Raw genomic sequence first — 18,598 nt, 5'->3', positions numbered from 1 at the left:
CCCCATTTTCACATAGGCGCCTGCACGGAATGCTCAGCGCAGTCCGCGCACGGTGTGTCTCGGCGCCGCTTCACCGGTGATTGCCACGGTCACGTCGATGGCGTCGGCAGTAGCCTTGACATCGTGGGTGCGGATCATCGCGGCTCCCTTCTCGATGGCCAGCGCGGTCGCGGCGATCGTTCCGTACAACCGGTCCGACGGGGCGACCTCACCGATGGCCTCACCGACGAAATCCTTGCGTGAGATCGCCAGCAGCACCGGATAGCCGGTCGCGGCGAACCGGTCGAGTTCGCGCAGCAGACGAAGCGAGTGGTACGTGTTCTTCCCGAAGTCGGGAGTGGGATCGATGATGATCCGGTCTTCGCGCACCCCTGCTGCACGCGCCGCCTCGGCGAGGTCGATGACGCCTGCCAAGGTGGAATCGACGACGTCACCGGCCTGCAGGCCATAGCGGTTGCGGTGGGCGTCGGTGCGCGGATCCAATCCCCCTGTGTGGGAGCAGACGATGCCGGCATCATGTCGGGCGGCCACCTCGGCGAGCTTCGGGTCGATCCCGGCCCAGGTGTCGTTGAGCAGTCCCGCACCGGCCCGGCAGGCGGCCTCGGCGACTTCATGACGCCAGGTGTCGACGCTGATGAGCACGTGCGGGTGGGATCTTGCGACGGCCTCGACGGTCGGGCACACGCGGTCGATCTCCTCGGCCACGGAGATCTCCCGTCCGCGGCCGGCGCGCACTCCCCCGATATCGACGATCTGAGCACCCGCCGAGGCGGCCGCCTCCACTGCCGTGATCGCCTCCTCGAGCGTGGCAGCGGATTCGTAGAACGAATCTGTGGTGCGGTTGATCACGGCCATGATCGCCGGGGTTCCGGGCCGAGCCCGGGCGAGATCGAACCGTTCGCCCTCCGGCACTGATGAGATGTCGCCCCTCATGGTCGGCCGTTCGCAGGATTCGTCGCGGCCGACTCCTGGCCGCGTCCCGGTCCGATCGCGGCGACGACTTCGTCGATGTCATCGGTGAGGGTGAACATGTGCAGGTCGGCTTCGCTGATCGTCCCCGCGGCCAGCAGAGTGTTCTGCATCCAGTCGACGAGCCCGCGCCAGTAGTCGGTCCCGAACAGCACGATCGGGAATGAGGTGATCTTGCCGGTCTGGACCATGGTGAAGGCCTCGAACAGCTCGTCCAGAGTACCCATGCCGCCGGGCATGACGACGAATCCGCGCGAGTATTTGAGGAACATGGTCTTGCGGACGAAGAAGTAGCGGAAATTCACGCCGAGTTCGACATGCTTGTTGAGTCCGGTCTCGAAGGGCAGCTCAATGCCCAGCCCGATGGACACTCCCCCGCCCTCGCAGGCACCGAGGTTGCCGGCCTCCATGATTCCGGGGCCCCCGCCGGTGATGATCGCATTGCCGTTCTTCGCGATGCGGCGAGCGATCTCGCGGGTGTCCGCATAGGCCTGGGTGCCGGCTTTCAGACGGGCTGAGCCGAAGATCGACACTGCCGGTCCGATCTCCGCCAGCGAGCCGAATCCTTCGACGAACTCGGCTTGGATGCGCATGACACGCCACGGGTCCTCATGCGCCCAGTCGGTGCCCGACTTCGATTCGAGGAGGCGCTGGTCTGTCGTCGTCTCCGGCACCTGGTCACCGCTCAGCCGGAGCGGACCCTTGCTGTAGAAGCCCGGGTCACCTGTTGGGTCGTCTCCCCGGTCGCCTGTCGGATCGTCGGCAGAAAGGCGCCCGGGAGCACTCGAAAGCTCGCCGTCGACGTCGTCTGTCGCTCTGGTCATCTCGTTCACCGGCCCTGAAGGTAGCTGCGCAGAGTTGCGGTGGCCTGCTCCACCTCGGTGACTCTCACATGCTCATCCGACTTATGGGCGTACAGAGGGTTGCCGGGACCGAAATTCACCGCCGGAACGCCGAGTGCGCTGAATCGGGACACATCCGTCCAGCCGAGCTTCGGTGCCGGGGACAGTCCGAGTGTGTCGATGAAGTCCTGGGCGATCGCCCTGTCGAGTCCGGGGCGGGCCCCCTCGGCGGCATCGGTGACGACGACGTCGAAACCGGTGAACAGCTCGCGCAGGAAGGATTCCGCCTCGGCGGCCGACTTGCTCGGAGCGAAGCGGTAGTTCACGGACACCACGCACTCGTCGGGCACGACGTTGCCGGCGACTCCCCCGCGGATGTTCACGGCGGACAGGGATTCGCGGTAGTCGAGCCCATCGACCGTGACGGTGCCGGTCTCGAATTCGGCGAGCCGGGTGAGGATCTCGGCGGCGGCGTGGATGGCGTTGACGCCCATGAAAGCACGGGCCGAGTGGGCGCGGACTCCGGTGGTGGTGACGTCGACGCGGATGGTTCCGTTGCAGCCGCCTTCGACGGAGGCGTTCGAGGGTTCGCCGAGGATCGCGAAGTCACCAGCCAGCCAATCAGGATGGTCGCGGGAGACGCGGCCGAGTCCGTTGAGTGAGGCATCGACCTCCTCATGGTCGTAGAAGACCCAGGTGACATCGCGGTTCGGATTGGTCACCGCGGCCGCGGTGGACAGCTGCATCGCCACTCCGGCCTTCATATCGCAGGCGCCCCGCCCCCAGATGACCTCATCATCGGGGTACTCGTCTCCGGACATGTGGGTGCGAACGGGCGGAAGGTTGTCTTCGACGGGAACGGTGTCGAGGTGGCCGGCGACGACGATGCGCTCGGCCAGACCCAGGTCCGTGCGAGCGATGACGGTGTCTCCGTCGCGGAGGATCTCCAGGTCCGGCCCCGGACCCCCGCTGATCCTCTCCAGCACAGCGACGACGGCATCGGCCAGGGCGGCTTCGTTCCCGGACACGGATTCGATGGCGCACAGTCGGCCGGTGAGTTCAGCCGGGTCACCCACCGCGGCGAACAGGTACTCGCCGAGGTCGCCGGCGGGCGCGAATATGGCATCAGTCTCAGCAGATGGATCGACAGTCATGTCTCTTAGCCTAGTACGGCGCCACCGTCTAGGCTTGAGGCATGACAGAACGCATCGTTTCCGCACGTGGACTCGCCACGATCCATTCCGACACCGTCCTCTCCGTCTGGTACCCGGTACTGAGCACCGGCGATACCCACGACACCGCCGAGGCGGCCGCCACCGCTCGCGCCGCCGACGACGGTCTCGACGCCCTGGTGGACACCGATGAAGCTCGCGGCACCCGCTCAGAGGTCGTCACCACCACGATCGATCTCGACGCCGGTCCCGCCTCGGCTGCCGACGCCTACCTGCGTCTGCACGCACTGTCCCACCGCGTCGTGGCCCCCAACGACGTCAACCTCGACGGAATCTTCGGCCATATCGCCAATGTCGTGTGGACCTCCTTCGGCGCCTGCTCCCCCGAGGACTTCGAGGCCACTCGCGCCAAGCTCCTCGCCCGCGGCCCTGTTGCCGTGTACGGGCTCGACAAGTTCCCGCGGATGACGGACTTCGTCATCCCCTCCGGTGTGCGCATCGCCGACGCCGACCGTGTCCGCCTCGGCGCTCACCTGGCTCCCGGCACCACTGTCATGCACGAAGGCTTCGTGAACTTCAATGCCGGGACGCTCGGTTCGGCCATGGTCGAAGGCCGCATCTCCCAGGGCGTCGTCGTCGGAGACGGATCGGATATCGGCGGCGGAGCCTCGATCATGGGTACGCTCTCCGGCGGCGGCACGCACCGCATCTCCATCGGCTCGGGCAGCCTCCTCGGCGCGAACGCCGGTGTCGGCATCTCCATCGGCGATGACTGCATCGTCGAAGCCGGTCTCTACATCACTGCAGGCACTCGCGTGACGGTCCCCGGCGAAGACGATGCCGTGGTCAAGGCCGCCGAGCTCAGCGGGAAGAACAACATCCTCTTCCGCCGCAATTCGGTCACCGGCACCGTCGAGGCGATCGCTCGCGACTCAAAGGGCATCGAGCTCAACCCCGACCTGCACTGATCGCCAGGCTGGCTGTTCGCAGCGACACCGCGCCGCGGCACTGCGGAGTTGCGGCGTTACGGCGCTTCGGCGCTGCGTCGTCGTAGCGCTGAGCTGGCGAGTTGGCTGTAGCCGAATCGCCTGCGCTGAGCAACCGAGGGCGCGTTCACATCATGTGGACGCGCCCTCAGCGCATTCACGCCCGTGCGTTCACCCTCCGAGTCAATCCCTATCCACCACTTCTGCGGCTTCGCCTGAGCCGCCCCACGCTCTTCGCGGCGAGTCACCCTGCTGGTGGCAAAACATCTCGCGCGTGCCAAAACGCCCCGTTCCTGCAGGAGGTTGTGGCACGAAGGGTGATGGATGCTCAAGCAGCTGTATGAACAGCCACCAGCGGCGAGGGCGCTGGCAGCTGCAGCAGCAGCGTGCCTTCGACGGTTCTTCGCCAGGAAGCCCCGCATACCCCACCGGCACTGGCACATCAACGCGTTCCTGCAGGAGGTTGTGGCACCAACGGTGACGCATGCCCAAGTACATGTAGGAGAAGCCAACACCAGCGCACAGTGGCTCAACCGGTGCGGGCGGGAAAAGGGCGGCAGCGCGGGACGGACCTGGAAAGTTACGACTGTGCCGGGGGTGAATGCACAACGGCGCCGGGCAGACGAGTCTGCTCCGACGCCGTTGCGTCCGCCGGGACTCAGCGTTCGCTGATGTCCTTGTAGTTCCTGTTGTATTCGCCCGTGTAGATCTGGCGGGGACGGCCGATCTTCGTCTCGGGGTCCTTGATCATCTCGCGCCACTGGGCGATCCAGCCGGGCAGGCGACCGACCGAGAAGAGCACGGTGAACATATTCGTCGGGAATCCGAGAGCCTTGTAGATGAGGCCCGTGTAGAAGTCGACGTTCGGGTAGAGCTTGCGCTCGACGAAGTAGTCGTCGGCCAGCGCGATCTCTTCGAGCTGCTGAGCCAATTCGAGCAGCGGGTCGCCGCCGGACCGGGCGAGAACCTCGTCAGCCGTCTTCTTGATGATCTTCGCGCGCGGATCGTAGTTCTTGTACACGCGGTGACCGAAGCCCATGAGACGAACGCCGTCTTCCTTGTTCTTCACGCGTTCCATGAACTTCTTCGGTCCGTCATCGGAGGCCGCGATCTGCTCGAGCATCTCAAGCACTGCGGAGTTCGCGCCGCCGTGCAGCGGTCCGGCCAGAGCGTTGACGCCGGCCGAGATCGACTGGAACACGTTGGCCTGCGACGAGCCGACGAGGCGAACCGTCGAGGTCGAGCAGTTCTGCTCGTGATCGGCGTGGAGGATGAACAGCTGATCCATGGCCTTGACCGCCAGCGGATCCGGTTCGTATTCCTCAGCGGGAACGCCGAAGTTCACTCGCAGGAAGTTCTCCACGAGGCTCAGCGAGTTATCCGGGTGGATGACCGGCAGGCCCATGTTCTTCCGATGCGCAAGTGCCGCGATGGTCGGCATTTTCGCGAGCAGACGGAAAGACGAGGTGTCGATCTGGTCTTCGTCAAAGACATCGAGGTCATCTTGGTAGAACGTCGACAAAGCCGCGACGGCAGCTGCAACCATAGGCATCGGATGAGCGTCGTACGGGAACGCACGGAAGAAGCGCCGCAGGTCCTCGTGGACGATGGTGTGTCCGCGCAGGCGAGCGTCGAAGGCATCGTACTGTTCCTGAGTCGGCAGCTCACCGTAGATGAGGAGGTAGCAGACTTCGACGAAGTTCGACTGTTCCGCGAGCTGTTCGATCGGGTAACCGCGGTACTGCAGCTCACCGTTGTCACCATCGATGTAGGTGATGGACGACGAGGTGGTTGCAGTGTTGGCAAACCCTGGATCGTATGTGACCGCGCCGGTCTCTTTGAGCAGAGAACCGATACGGTATCCGTTGTTGCCCGCTGTTGCTGACACCTCGGGCAGTGTCAGCTCCGTATCAGCGATCCTGAGGTTCGCCTCCGAAGTCATTCGATCTCCTCACCGTTGACCGACCCCAAGAACTTCCTGAGGTGTTTTGCACAGTTCTTTAAAAGACTACCGACAACTGCGGGAATCAAAAAATCACTGCACGCTTCATTTACTGGTTGGTAATACGTCTGAACAGGGCAGATAACAGTTTTTCGCCCTGAATGAAGTCTGAGCAGGAACTTAGCGGACGCTCGGAAACCGGCAACTTCCGCGCACGGTGTCCCACCCCCGCAATCATTTCGCAGCAGCCCGAAGACGCTCGGCCGCGGCTCGAATGCGTTCGTCGGTGGCGGTCAGCGCAATCCGCACATGGTCGGCAGCCGCCGCTCCGTAGAACTCGCCGGGACCCGCCACGATGCCGAGTTCGGCAAGGTCAGCCAGGGACTCCCAGCAGTTCTTGTCCGCGGTCGACCACAGGTAGAGACCGGCAGTCGAATGGTCGATGCGGAATCCGTACTCTTCGAGGCCAGTTCGCAGCTGCTCGCGCCGTGACCGGTAGGTCTCCTTCTGCGCCAGCACGTGTTCGGTGTCGCGGAGTCCGGCGACCATGGCTTCCTGAATCGGGAACGGCACGATCATTCCCGCGTGCTTGCGTGAGCGGGTGAGATCGGAGATGAGCTCGGCATCACCGGCGACGAACGCCGCGCGGTAGCCGGCGAGGTTCGACTGCTTCGACATCGAGTACACACTCAGCACACCGGCGTTCGACTCCCCCGTGGCCGCAAGTACGCTCGGCGCCGGCTCATCGGATTCCCAATTGAGCAGTCCGTAGCATTCGTCTGATGCGACGACGACTCCGGCGGCACGAGCACGGCGAACCACCTCGGCGAGGGTGTCGACGTCGAGGACCTCACCGGTCGGGTTGCTCGGCGTGTTGATCCACAGCAGACCGACACCGTCCAATGACTCCCCGTCGACGATCTGCGCGGCGTCGAGGCGGCGGCATTCGACACCAGCGATCGTCGCACCCATCTCGTAGGTCGGGTAGGCGGCGGAGGGACAGGCGACGGCCAGTCCTCGCTCGCGCAGTCCCAACAGGGCCGGCAGCCAGGCTACGAGCTCCTTCGAGCCCACAGTCGGCAGGATCTCCGTGGCGGGATCGAGCTGAACCGAATGCCAGTTCTCGTACCACCAGGCGACGGCTTCACGAAGCTGTGCTGTGCCGGCAGTCGTCGGGTAGCCGTGCGCATCCCCTGCGTCCGACAGCGCACGCCGGATCACCTCGGGGGTGGGGTCGACCGGAGTGCCGATGGAAAGGTCGCACACTCCGTCGGGATGCTCGGCGGCCCGGTCACGGTATTCCGTGAGACGGTCCCAGGGGTAGTCCGGGAGGTTGAGTCCGAAGGCGTTCGTCATCGGTCAGTCGTCGTGGTTCTGCGGCGGCAGGGCGGAGATGATCGGATGGTCCTTGCCGGTGTTGCCGAGCTTCGCGGCACCGCCGGGCGAACCGAGGTCATCGAAGAATTCGACGTTGGCCTTGTAGTAGTCTTCCCACTCATCGGGCACATCGTCCTCATAGAAGATGGCCTCGACGGGGCATACCGGTTCGCACGCACCGCAGTCGACGCATTCGTCGGGGTGGATGTACAGGCTGCGTTCGCCCTCGTAGATGCAGTCGACGGGGCATTCGTCGATGCAGGCCTTGTCCTTGAGGTCGACACAGGGCTGGGCAATGATGTACGTCACTGGGCTGACTCCTCGAAAGACTCACAGATGGTGCGCATATACATCCCACAATACGCCTTCGCCCGATTCCCGTGACCACCGGTCTCAAGTGATTCGCATTGCATCTGACATCCCCGCCCACGCCTGTACCCGACCGGGACGTGCGTGTCATAGGGTGGGAGGGCATCAATTTCGCGGAGGAAGGCCAGAAGTGGACGATCTGCAGCCCGGCAGACGAGTGGTCGTGCGGTATTCGCTCGCACCCGGTGACACCCATTCGACGTCGGATGCCCTCGGCGTCGTCACAGCCGTCGACGAGGCGGGGCTCGAGATCGATACGAAGCGCGGTCCCCTGCGCATCGCTCGCGACCAGATCCTCCTCGTCCACGAGGTGCCCCCGGCTCCGACGAAGGCCGGGCGCACGCATGAGATCGTCTCCGCCGTGGATCTGCGGCGCATCTCGGCCGCCGCCTGGCTTCCTCACGACGTGTCCTGGCTGCACGTGGAGAATCTGCGCAACGAAGGCACCGAGGCGGCCGCCGAGGTCAGTCTGCTGCAGAAGGGCTGGCTGCTGCGGCATTCGGAATCCGCGACCCGGCGCGCCAATTCCTGCCTGCCCGTGACCGACACCGGGCTCGGGTGGGAACAGGGACTCGATGCCGTCGAGGAGTGGTATCGGGCCCGAGGCAGGCCGAGCCGCGTCCAGATCTATTCCGCTGACGATTCCTCGACGCTGGCACCAGAATGTGAGGGGCTCGCTCCCCTGCTCTCGGCTCGCGGCTACACCCCTTCCGAGGCCACGCTTCTGCTCACCGGCGCCACCGCGGAGGCAGCCGGCGGTGCATCTTCCCCCGCCGAGGCGCCTGCGGCCGGGCTGATCGTCGACGTCTCCGATGCCCCGACCTCCGAGCATTTCGCCGCATGGACGTCGCAGCGCACCCCCGGTGAGGAACCGGGTTCGGCTGAGGCGTTCAAGACGCTCATCGAAGCCGATCAGCCGTGTGAGTTCGTCACCGCCTATGCCGAGCATCCCGATGGATCCCGAACCATGGTGGCGGCCTGCAGGGTGGTCGAGCGCAGCAAATGGGCTGTCATCACCAACCTCATCACCCGTCCCGATCTGCGGAGACGCGGTGCCGGACGTTCGGTGGCCGCAGCCGCGGCAGCACTGCTCGCTCAACGCGGGGTCAGGTCCTACCTTGTCGACGTCGAGTCGAGCAATGAGGCATCGCTGGGTCTCTTCGCCTCTCTCGGCGCCACAGTGCGTCACCGGTCCTGGTACGCCGAGGCACGCTGACCGGTCAGCCGGCCGGAATCCCGCGGGGAGTGCTCAGCCCTTGCACTCGACCTTGTTCACCGGCCGGTAGACCGTGGTGAAGCCGTCCTTCGTGGTCTGACCCGAAGCGATGTCTTTCATGGTCCGGGTGATCCGGATCGACCAGCCGCCCTTCGGCGACTGAGGGGAGCAAGAAGGCCCGCTTTCGGTGACCGACCCTGGTGACGTGTGGTTGAACCGATCCGAGGCGTCGGCCGTCACATCGTACTTCTTGACGCCGAAGACCTTCGCGTGGACCTCTCCGTCTTTGAGGTACATGTCGAGGACGACCGGAGTCTTCGAGTTGTTCGTGAACTTCATATCGATCGATGACCAGTCGAGGGTCGACTCGCGGCCCTCCGGGTAGCGGGAGATATAGCGCGAATGCGCCTGGTGTTCGTCGAGTTCGAAGCCGGCGAAGAACGCCGCATTGAACAGGGTCGTCGACACCTGTGAGACGCCGCCGCCGTAGTCTTCCTTCATCTGCCCTTCGGCGATCACGCCGGCAGGTTTGTAGCCGTTTGCGGCGGTGCGCTGGCCCAGAGCTTCGTTGAGGGAGAACTGCTCACCGGGCTTGAGAACCGTGCCGGAGACCCTCTTCGCAGCCACCCGCAGGTTAGTATCGCGGTTGGGTTCGGAGCTGTAGCCGGTGGAGAAGTGGGACACGGTGTCGGAGACATCGGCCTTCTTCGCGTCCTTCGTCGTGAACTCGGGTTTGACCGAGGCCAGTGTCACCTTGGGCTTGTCCTCCTTGCCGTTGATGGCGTCGGTGACCGCGCCGGTCAGTTCCTTGGCCTTGATTCCGATTCCATTGCGGGATGGCACGACCTCGGGCTTGCCGTCCTTGATCTCGAAACTCGCGTCTTCGGCCGGTCGTCCGATGTCCTTGTTCGCGGCCAACACGGCCTTCTGCAGAGCCTCCTGATCGAAGACAGGCTTGAGCTTCGAGTCCTCGGCTTTGAACGTCAGAGTCTTCGCGACGGTCTTCGGGGACACGGTGAGATCACCGCCCTTGACCTCCGAGTCCGCATCCTTCGCAGGCTTCGCCGTGATAGTGAGGTCCTTTCTCACGGCGTCCTTCGCGAATCCGTCGGCCATGTCTTCGGCTTCGGACGTGGTGATATCGGGATCGACGCTCGTCGGACTGACCGGGAGAGCATCCTCGATGCGCAGCCAATGATCGGCGACGGCGGTGCGCACGGCGGCGGTGTCGACGGTCTGGCCCTTCTTGCCGTCCTTCACCTTCGGTGTGGTCTTGTCGAACTCGAGTTCGGCGTCTTTGGGATCGACGGCCAGGGATTCCGTGACCTTCGCGGTTTCCTTGTCGAACTTCTCCTCGTCGACCTTGATGACGGGATCGACCTCGTCTTCGCCGAACAGGCGGTTCCAGATGACGGTGGGGTCGAGGCTGAAGCCGGTGATGCGCTCGACTGTCGCTTCCGAGTCGAAGGTGATTCCGGCCTTCTCCGGGTCGAGCTTCGCCGTCGGCTCTCCGGCCTTTAAGACGATGGCCTTCTCCGCGTCCTCGCGCAGGTCGTTGCGCAGGGTGTTCTCGGCGTCTGCTGCGGACTTGCCGCCGATGTCGATTCCGGCCACGGTCGTTCCCGGTGCGAGCATACGACCGCTGAAGAAGCCGATCACTACGTAGATGGCGGCCAGCACGAGAACGGCCAGGAGAATGAAGGGCCAGATCTTCTTCCGGGCAGCGCTGCCGGACGGGTCGGGCCCGCCGGCGTTCGAGGTTCCGTCGGACATGGTATTGGTCGGCATCATTCTCCCGAGGGTGTCGATAACGACTGATTCGGTGCGGTTCGCACGAGTCTAGCGAGTGCGATCGTGCCCGCGCACGTTGATGAAGGAGAAGACAGCAGCCAGGACCATCGGTCCGAGCAGCCACACAACGGAACGCAGCAGTCCGGTGACGATCATATCGGCGCCGGGCAGCCACTTGGGCTGGCCGAAGACGAAGGACAGTACGGCGATGATCACGGCGGCGACCAACATCGGAGCGCTGCTGCGATACATCGACTTCAGGTGCCACAGCCCGGCCGCGGCCAGAGCCAGGGCCAGCACGAGCCCCCATGGCAGGATGATCGGGGTCTCACCGAGGTTGACCACCGTGACGTTGAGGTGCTGCATGGTGCCGAGGAAGGCGATGAGCAGTCCGAGCACAGCGGAGTGGAGGTAGGCGAAGATTCCCGGCTTCCGCGGTGCGCGACTTCGTCGCAGGGGCTGAGCCGCTGTATTCTCCTGAGCTTCGACAGCTGCGATGTCGAGGCCGGTGAGCACGTGCGGGGCGAAACCGGCGTTGAGCATCTCGGACGGGATCGGCGCCCCGGCTCCGATAGAGAAGTATTCACGGTCGCCGATCTTCTGACCCACACCGTTCGACAAGGCGAAGAAGCCGCCGGCGACACTCACTTGGGTGCGGTGGGCCTCCAGTGCTGCCCGTTTCGCCGGCAGCACCGCGCTGACGTCCTGGTCGATGACGATCTGGCCGACCGGCGGTTTGGCCGGGATCGTGTCGACGGGGGCGAATCCGGTGCCTGCGAAGCCTGCCTGGTGCGGGTCGAACGAACGGCGGGCAACCTCGGTGGGGGTGTCGACGTAGAGCAGCCGACCGGTCCGCCATTCGGCGAAGTCGAATGCCGCAGTCGTGGCCTCGTGCACCCGCACATGGTCGGGGTGACCATAGCCCCCGTTGGCGGCATAGGTGATGATCGCATGCGGTTCGAAGGCGTCGATGACAGCGGCGATGTGTCTGGCCACCGTCGTGATGTCAGTTGCGCACAGAGCATTGTCGGTCATCGATGACGCGGGTCGAGCGTGACCGTCCGGTCCCCATTCCATGCCCGAATCCTCGAAGGTGCGCGTGGTCCCGCCGAGGAAGGTGTGCATGCGCACGCCGAGAGCACGCATCGCCTCGGCGATCTCCTGCTCCCGGACCCGGGCGAGACCGGCCCGGTCGCCCTCGAGTCGCTTCAGCTCTGCGGGGATGACCTCGCCGCCCTCACCGCGGGTGGCGGTGAGCACCATGACCTCGGCACCCTCGGAGACCAATTCGGCGATCGTGCCGCCTGTCGTGATCGTCTCATCGTCGGGATGAGCGTGCACGAAGAGGACGCGTGGCGTAACAGTCATTGGTTCCTGGGTGCTCGAGGTCATTCGGTGCTGCCGGATCGAGGATTCCGGCTCAGGCGTTCTGCCGGCGCATCTTCGCGTAGAGCTTTGCGCGTTCCTTCTGATCGAGTTCGACCTTGCGGATGCGGATGGCACCCGGGGTGACCTCGACGCACTCGTCCTCACGAGCGAACTCGAGGCTCTCCTCGAGAGTCAGCTTGCGCGGCGGAGTGAGGTTCTCGAAGCTGTCAGCAGAAGCCGAACGCATGTTCGTCAGCTTCTTCTCCTTCGTGATGTTGACGTCCATATCGTCAGCGCGCGAGTTCTCGCCCACGATCTGGCCTTCGTAGACCTCGGAGGTCGGTTCGACGAAGAAGGTTCCGCGGTCCTGCAGGTTGATCATCGCGTACGGGGTCACTGCTCCCGCGCGGTCGGCCACGAGAGATCCGTTGATGCGGAACTCGATGTTGCCGGCCCACGGTCCGTATCCGGCCGAGATCGTGTTCGCGATACCGGTGCCGCGGGTCTCGGTGAGGAACCGAGTGCGGAATCCGATGAGGCCGCGTGCGGGAACCTTGAACTCCATCCGCACCCAGCCAGTGCCGTGGTTCGTCATGGTCGACATGACACCCTTGCGGGCAGCCAGCAGCTGGGTCACGGCGCCGAGGTAGTCCTCCGGCACATCGACCGTGAGCTCCTCGAAGGGCTCATGGACCTTGCCGTCGACCTGTTTGGTCACAACCTGAGGCTTGCCGACCGTGAGTTCGAATCCTTCACGGCGCATCTGCTCGACGAGGATGGCCAGAGCCAGCTCACCACGGCCCTGGACCTCCCAGGCGTCGGGCCGCTCGGTCGGGACGACCTTGAGCGAGACGTTGCCGACGAGCTCCTGGTCGAGACGGTCCTTGACCATGCGGGCGGTGACCTTCGTGTTCTTCTCACGGCCGGCCAGTGGGGAGGTGTTGATGCCCACGGTCATCGAGATCGCCGGATCGTCGATGACGATCGCCGGCATCGGCTTCGGATTGTTGATGTCGGTGAGTGTGTCACCGATCATGATGTCGGGGATGCCGGCGACGGCGACGATGTCACCGGCCGAGGCCTCCGTGGCGGGCACCCGGTCGAGGCCCTGGGTCTCGAGCAGCTCGGTGATCTTCACCGAGCTGATCTCGTCACCTCGAGCCCAGGCGACCTGCTGGCCCTTCTTCAGCGTGCCGCCGAAGATGCGCAGCAGAGCCAGGCGGCCGAGGAACGGCGAGGCGTCGAGGTTCGTGACGTGTGCCTGGAGGATGCCGTCGGAGTTGATCTCCGGTGCCGGGATCGTCTCGAGGATGGTCTTGAACAGCGGTTCGAGGTCGGGGTTGTCCGGGACCGCTCCATCGGCGGGCTGTTCGAGGGAGGCGGCACCTGCCTTCGCGGCGGCGAAGACGACGGGCACGTCGAGGACCGAGTCGACGTCGAGATCGGGGACTTCGTCGGCGAGGTCGGAGGCCAGACCCAGGAGCAGGTCCTGAGCTTCCTCGACGACTCCGTCGATGCGGGCATCGGCACGGTCGGTCTTGTTGATCACGAGGATGACGGGCAGCTTCGCGGCCAGCGTCTTGCGCAGGACGAAGCGGGTCTGCGGCAGCGGACCTTCCGATGCGTCGACGAGAAGGACGACGCCGTCGACCATGGACAGTCCGCGCTCGACCTCACCGCCGAAGTCGGCGTGGCCCGGGGTGTCGATGACGTTGATGACGATGGGGTCCTCGCCGGCCGAGGGACCGTTGTAGAGGACGGAGGTGTTCTTCGCGAGAATGGTGATGCCCTTCTCGCGTTCGAGGTCGCCTGAATCCATGACGCGTTCGGCGAAGTCGCCGTGTTCGCTGAACACACCGGTCTGCCGGAGCATGGCATCGACCAGCGTGGTCTTGCCGTGGTCGACGTGTGCGACGATTGCTACGTTTCGGCGGTTTTCCCGTCGTGTGATGGCTTCAGTCATCAAGAACCTTTTTGAGATAGAGAGATTGGTCCAGCCCGGACCCAACAGACAATTATACGGCCACCCGCACGCTCCGCGTGCAGGTGGCCGTCAGCTTGGGCGCACTCAGGCGTTCATCGTGGCCTCGAGGACCGCGTCCCTGGCCTCCCGACGCTTGCGCTGCTCCTTCGGATCCGGAACCGGAACCGCCGACAGCAGACGCTGTGTGTACGGGTGGACGGGGTTCGACACGACCTGTGAGGACTTGCCGATCTCGACGAGGTAGCCGTGGCGCATCACCGCGATGCGCTCGGCGATGCGTTCGACCACGGCCAGGTCGTGGCTGATGAACAGACACGCGAAACCGTATTCCTTCTGCAGGCCTTCGAACAGGTCGAGGACCTTCGCCTGCACGGACACGTCGAGCGCGGATGTCGGCTCATCGGCGATGAGCAGCTTCGGTCGCAGGGTCAGGGCACGGGCGATGCCGATGCGCTGACGCTGACCGCCGGAGAGCTCATGCGGATAGCGGTTGCGCATCGAGGTGGGCAGTTCGACCGCAGTCAGCAGCTCCTCGACCCGCTTGCTCAGCGCCGGCCCTTTCATCCCCTCGTGGAGGTAGAGCGGCTCACCGATCGACTCCCCGACCGGCAGTCGCGGATTGAGCGAGGAACCGGGATCCTGGAACACGATCCCGACTTCCTTGCGCAGGGGCCTCATCTGCTTATTGCTCAGGCCCTTGATGCTCGTGCCGTTGACGACCATGTCGCCTTCGACGGTGGGCAGCAGTCCCAGAGCTGCGCGTCCGATCGTGGTCTTACCCGACCCCGACTCCCCCACCAGGCCCACGACTTCGCCGGGGGCGATCATGAGATTGATGTGGTGAGCGGCGCGGAAGGCCTTCTTCCGTCCGATCGCGGGGTACTCGATCGCGGCATCGCGCAGCTGCAGGGCAGAGGGCTTCGAGAAGTCCGCCTGCGAACCGGGATGGTAGTACGTCTCCGTGGAGTCCATCTCGATCTCGGGACGGTCCTGCGCGGTCACCTGAGCACGCGCCTCGGCCACGGCCATATCGGCGGCCCCTGCCTCGGAGAGACCTTCGCCGCCGGCCCCGGCGTCCGGCTGGCCGACCGGGTCATCGGCGTGCGACGCCTGATCGGAGGTGATATCGGACAGCGAGGCTTCGACATCGTCGATGCTGCCGCCGAATGCTTCGCTGTCGGTTCCCGCGCCGAGGTGGGGCACAGCCTCGAGGAGCTGCTTCGTATAGGGGTGCTGCGGGTTGTAGAAGATCTCCTCCGCGGTACCCGATTCAACCACCTTGCCGGCGCGCATGACGATGATGCGGTCTGCCATATCCGCCACCACGCCCATATCGTGCGTGATGAGGATGATGCCCGCGTCGAGCTTCGACTTCAGTTCGCGCATGAGCTTGAGGATCTCGGCCTGCACCGTGACGTCGAGCGCGGTAGTCGGCTCATCGGCGATGAGTAGCTTCGGCTGGCAGGCCAGTGCCTGCGCGATCATGATGCGCTGACGCTGACCGCCGGAGAGCTGGTGCGGGAACGAATGGAACCGATCCTCCGGATCAGGAATCTCCACCAGCCGCATGAGCTCGAGCGCCCGTTGCTTCGCCTCACTGGGACCGATGTCGAGGTGGACGCGCAGCGTCTCCACGATCTGGTACCCAGCGGTGTAGACCGGGTTGAGCGCAGTCATCGGCTCCTGGAAGATCACGGAGATGTCGTTGCCGCGCACGGCCTGCATCTTCTCCGGCGGCATGCCGATGAGTTCACGTCCGTTGAGCTTGGCTGAGCCGGTCGCACGGCCGTTGCTCGGCAGGAGACCGAGCAGAGACATGCTCGACTGCGACTTGCCCGAACCGGACTCGCCGACGATCGCCAGAACCTCGCCGGCATTGACCGTGTAGTCGAGGTGTTCGGCGGCCATCCACCATTCGTCACTGACCCAGAACTGGACTCCGAGGTCATTGACCTCGAGGATCGGGGAGCCCTTCTTCGACTGGGCGTCTGCTTTCTTCTCAGCCATCACTTCGCCTCCTTCTGTGCCATGCGCTCGGCCTTCTTCATCTTCCTCCAGCTCGGGATGGTCTTCATCCGCGGATCGAACGCGTCGCGCAGACCGTCGCCGATGAAGTTCACACACAGAGCGATGACGATGATGAACAGGCCGGGCCACCAGAACAGCCACGGACGAGTGGCGAAGGAGGTCTGGTATTCGCTGATGAGCTGTCCCAACGAGATGCCGGGCGGTTTGATGCCGAAGCCGAGGTAGCTCAGCGAGGCTTCGAGCACGATCGCCTGACTCATGATCAGCGTCGTGTTGACGATGATGACGCCCATAGCATTGGGCAGCATGTGCTTGAACATGATCCGGAAGTCGCTGGCGCCGGCCACGCGGGCCGAATCGACGAACTCCCGTTCGCGCAGCGACATGAAGTCACCGCGGACGAGACGGGCAAGACCCACCCAGAGGATGCAACCCAGCGCCACACCAAGGAGCGGGCCGTTCGCACCTCCGACCAAGACGCCGAGGATCGATCCGACCACGATGACAGGAAGGATGACGAAGCCGTCGGTGATGCGCATGAGCACCGAATCGACCCAACCGCGGTAGTAGCCCGCAACAGCACCGATGACCGTGCCGATGATCAGGCAGACGATGCCGATGATGAACATGACGACGAGAGAGATCTGCGTCCCCTTCATCACTCGGGCGAAGTTGTCACGACCGATCTCGTCCTGACCGAAGGGGTGATCGCCGAGTGAGAAGAAGTTCGCGAACGACCAGGTCGGGGCTCCGCCGGGGTTGACCACGGGCCCGGACGCCGTATGGCTGAACTTCCACCAACCGGGAATTCCCGCAAATCCCTGTGCGCTGAAGGCGAAGATGGCCACGAGCACAAGGACGACGATGGAGATCATCGCGCCCTTGTGACGAAGGAACTTGCGCAGGACGATCTTGCCCTGGGAGAGACCCTCGGTTTCCTTCGACTCGATCGCGTTGTCCCCGACTTCGTCGAGGGCGAGAGCGTTCTGTTTGTCGTTGTCAGTACTCATGCGTTCACTCGGATTCTCGGGTCGAGGACGGCATAGAGGAAGTCCGCGACCAGGTTGGCGATGATAGCGAGCAGGCCTGTGATCAGGATGTAGGCCATGACCGGGTCGAGCTCTGCCTGTCTCAGCGAGTCGATGAAGAGCTTGCCCATGCCGTTCCAGCCGAAGATCGTCTCCGTGATGACGGCGCCGCCGATCATCGTGATGATGTCGACGGGAACGACCGAGGCCAATGGCAGCAGCGCATTGCGCATAGCGTGCCGCATGATCACCGTACGTTCGTTGAGACCTTTGGCTCGTGCCGTGCGGATGTAGTCCTGGCCCAACACCTCGAGCATCGAACCGCGGGTATAACGGGTGTACGAGGCGAAGGAGATGAGGACGAGAGCGATCGACGGCAGCAGCAGGTGAGTGAACGAGTCGAGGTTCGTGATCCAGAAGTCGCCGTCGATATTCGGCGCCGATGCACCGATCGTCGCGATCGGACGATTGTTGATGGCCGGGTCGTCCGAATACTCCTGCCAGCCCTGCAGCACTTTGTCGGCGAAGATGAGTACTGCCACGATGATGGCCGTGAAGCTCGTCGTGCGCGCGGTATCCCAGGGATCCGGGCCGCGGAATGCCAGACCGATGCCGACGGCGACGGCGATCGCAACGATGAAGAGCCCGAACATCCACAGCCAGTTCATGTCGACGTAGTAGAAGAGGTTCATCAGCGGCCAGTAGAGCAGCGCGCCGACGGCCACCGTGCTGAGTGTGGCATAGAGCACGCGGCGGTTCTTCAGGCCCGTCGACAGGTACGTCATGACGATGGCCGCACCGGCGCCGATGACGACCACGCCGAGGAGGCCGATCGTCGGGTGCTGCATCCAGCCGCTGGCGAGGATGTAGTAGATGGTGCCGAAGGTGATGACTGCTGCGGCGACGAAGGTGATCACGCGACGCTTCGCGCTGCCGCCGAGCGCACCCATCCAGAACAGCCCCATGGCCACACAGCCGATGATGATCGGCCACCAGGATTCCAAGGTCGGATCGTTGATGAAGTTGTTGATGTCGATCGCTCCGTACTGCTTGAGCAGCACCGCCACCCAGAAGACGGGCAGCGAATAGAGGAGGAACGAGACGAAGGTGATGAAGTAGTCGAAGCCAGAGTACTGGCGGATCGCCGAGATCATGCCCACGGCGATGCCGAGGATGATGGCAACGATCGTCGAGGCGGTGATGAGCTTGATCGTATTGATGATCGCGCCCTGCAGCTGTTCGGTGACTTCTTGGCCGGACTTCCAGGCGATGCCGAAGTCACATTGGCCGATGGCGCAGCCGCCGACTCCTGCCAGCCACTTGAAGTAGCGAACGATCGCAGGGGTATCGAGGTCAAGGAGACGACGACGCGACTCGTAGAGAGCCTCGATGTTCGGTGAGGTGCTCGAACGAAGATCCCAGAAGAAGTCGAGGGCGACGTTGAGCAGCAGGTAGAGGACGAAGGTGACGACGAGAAGCACGAGCGCCGTCGACAGCAATCGTCGGAGGATGAATCTGATCATAAT

General features: G+C 64.1%; 14 protein-coding genes. 2 read left to right on the top strand and 12 right to left on the bottom strand.

Annotated features, from left to right (window positions below; all coding sequences use genetic code 11):
- Positions 1-33: 33 nt before the first annotated feature.
- The 3 genes from folP to dapE are packed head-to-tail and all read right to left on the bottom strand — an operon-like array spanning position 34 to position 2,965.
- Positions 34-933: a dihydropteroate synthase gene (gene folP, locus BI49514_RS05375; RefSeq protein ID WP_208634980.1), complete on the bottom strand. Its 900-nt coding sequence runs from the start codon at positions 931-933 to the stop codon at positions 34-36.
- Positions 930-1,793 (bottom strand): LOG family protein, encoded by an 864-nt coding sequence (locus BI49514_RS05370; RefSeq protein ID WP_101544918.1) that lies wholly within the window; start codon positions 1,791-1,793, stop codon positions 930-932. The genes folP and BI49514_RS05370 overlap by 4 nt, the downstream gene beginning before the upstream one ends.
- Positions 1,794-1,798: 5 nt before the next feature.
- Positions 1,799-2,965: a succinyl-diaminopimelate desuccinylase gene (gene dapE / locus BI49514_RS05365; protein WP_101544916.1), complete on the bottom strand. Its 1,167-nt coding sequence runs from the start codon at positions 2,963-2,965 to the stop codon at positions 1,799-1,801.
- Positions 2,966-3,006: 41 nt separating this feature from the next.
- Here dapE and dapD point away from each other — a divergent pair, with 41 nt between their 5' ends.
- Positions 3,007-3,951 carry a 2,3,4,5-tetrahydropyridine-2,6-dicarboxylate N-succinyltransferase gene (gene dapD, locus BI49514_RS05360; RefSeq protein WP_101544914.1) on the top strand — a complete coding sequence of 315 codons (945 nt, stop codon included), beginning with the start codon at positions 3,007-3,009 and terminating at the stop codon, positions 3,949-3,951.
- A 676-nt stretch (positions 3,952-4,627) separates the two neighbouring features.
- Here dapD and BI49514_RS05355 read toward each other — a convergent pair.
- From BI49514_RS05355 to fdxA, 3 genes are all read right to left on the bottom strand, one after another.
- Complete coding sequence (locus BI49514_RS05355) at positions 4,628-5,911, bottom strand: citrate synthase (RefSeq protein WP_101544913.1); 1,284 nt, start codon at positions 5,909-5,911, stop codon at positions 4,628-4,630.
- A 234-nt stretch (positions 5,912-6,145) separates the two neighbouring features.
- Positions 6,146-7,267: a succinyldiaminopimelate transaminase gene (dapC, locus tag BI49514_RS05350; RefSeq protein ID WP_101544911.1), complete on the bottom strand. Its 1,122-nt coding sequence runs from the start codon at positions 7,265-7,267 to the stop codon at positions 6,146-6,148.
- A gap of 3 nt (positions 7,268-7,270) precedes the next feature.
- Entirely contained in the window at positions 7,271-7,597 is a 327-nt protein-coding gene (fdxA, locus tag BI49514_RS05345; RefSeq protein ID WP_101544909.1) for a ferredoxin, read from the bottom strand.
- Between the two features lie 190 nt (positions 7,598-7,787).
- On the opposite strand from fdxA, the gene BI49514_RS05340 reads away from it, so the two are divergent.
- Complete coding sequence (locus BI49514_RS05340) at positions 7,788-8,873, top strand: GNAT family N-acetyltransferase (RefSeq protein WP_101544907.1); 1,086 nt, start codon at positions 7,788-7,790, stop codon at positions 8,871-8,873.
- Between the two features lie 33 nt (positions 8,874-8,906).
- Here the strand turns inward: BI49514_RS05340 and BI49514_RS05335 are convergent, their stop codons facing one another.
- The 6 genes from BI49514_RS05335 to BI49514_RS05310 form a co-directional block, all read right to left on the bottom strand.
- Positions 8,907-10,664, bottom strand: coding sequence for a VanW family protein (locus BI49514_RS05335; RefSeq protein WP_244195076.1), 1,758 nt, complete (start codon positions 10,662-10,664; stop codon positions 8,907-8,909).
- A gap of 48 nt (positions 10,665-10,712) precedes the next feature.
- Positions 10,713-12,032 (bottom strand): PIG-L family deacetylase, encoded by a 1,320-nt coding sequence (locus tag BI49514_RS05330; protein ID WP_101544905.1) that lies wholly within the window; start codon positions 12,030-12,032, stop codon positions 10,713-10,715.
- 52 nt (positions 12,033-12,084) lie between these two features.
- Complete coding sequence (gene typA, locus BI49514_RS05325; RefSeq protein ID WP_101544904.1) at positions 12,085-13,995, bottom strand: translational GTPase TypA; 1,911 nt, start codon at positions 13,993-13,995, stop codon at positions 12,085-12,087.
- 105 nt (positions 13,996-14,100) lie between these two features.
- Positions 14,101-16,023: an ABC transporter ATP-binding protein gene (locus tag BI49514_RS05320; RefSeq protein WP_101544902.1), complete on the bottom strand. Its 1,923-nt coding sequence runs from the start codon at positions 16,021-16,023 to the stop codon at positions 14,101-14,103.
- Positions 16,023-17,054 carry an ABC transporter permease gene (locus BI49514_RS05315; RefSeq protein WP_101544900.1) on the bottom strand — a complete coding sequence of 344 codons (1,032 nt, stop codon included), beginning with the start codon at positions 17,052-17,054 and terminating at the stop codon, positions 16,023-16,025. The genes BI49514_RS05320 and BI49514_RS05315 overlap by 1 nt, the downstream gene beginning before the upstream one ends.
- Positions 17,051-18,595 carry an ABC transporter permease gene (locus BI49514_RS05310; RefSeq protein ID WP_101544899.1) on the bottom strand — a complete coding sequence of 515 codons (1,545 nt, stop codon included), beginning with the start codon at positions 18,593-18,595 and terminating at the stop codon, positions 17,051-17,053. Before BI49514_RS05310 ends, BI49514_RS05315 begins: the two co-directional genes overlap by 4 nt.
- Positions 18,596-18,598 lie beyond the last annotated feature (3 nt).

The sequence above is a fragment of the Brevibacterium iodinum ATCC 49514 genome, from assembly GCF_900169265.1.
GTDB classification, from domain to species: domain Bacteria; phylum Actinomycetota; class Actinomycetes; order Actinomycetales; family Brevibacteriaceae; genus Brevibacterium; species Brevibacterium iodinum.
The sequence above is the reverse complement of the archived record's forward strand: the minus strand, read 5'-3'. Positions and strand labels throughout refer to the sequence as shown.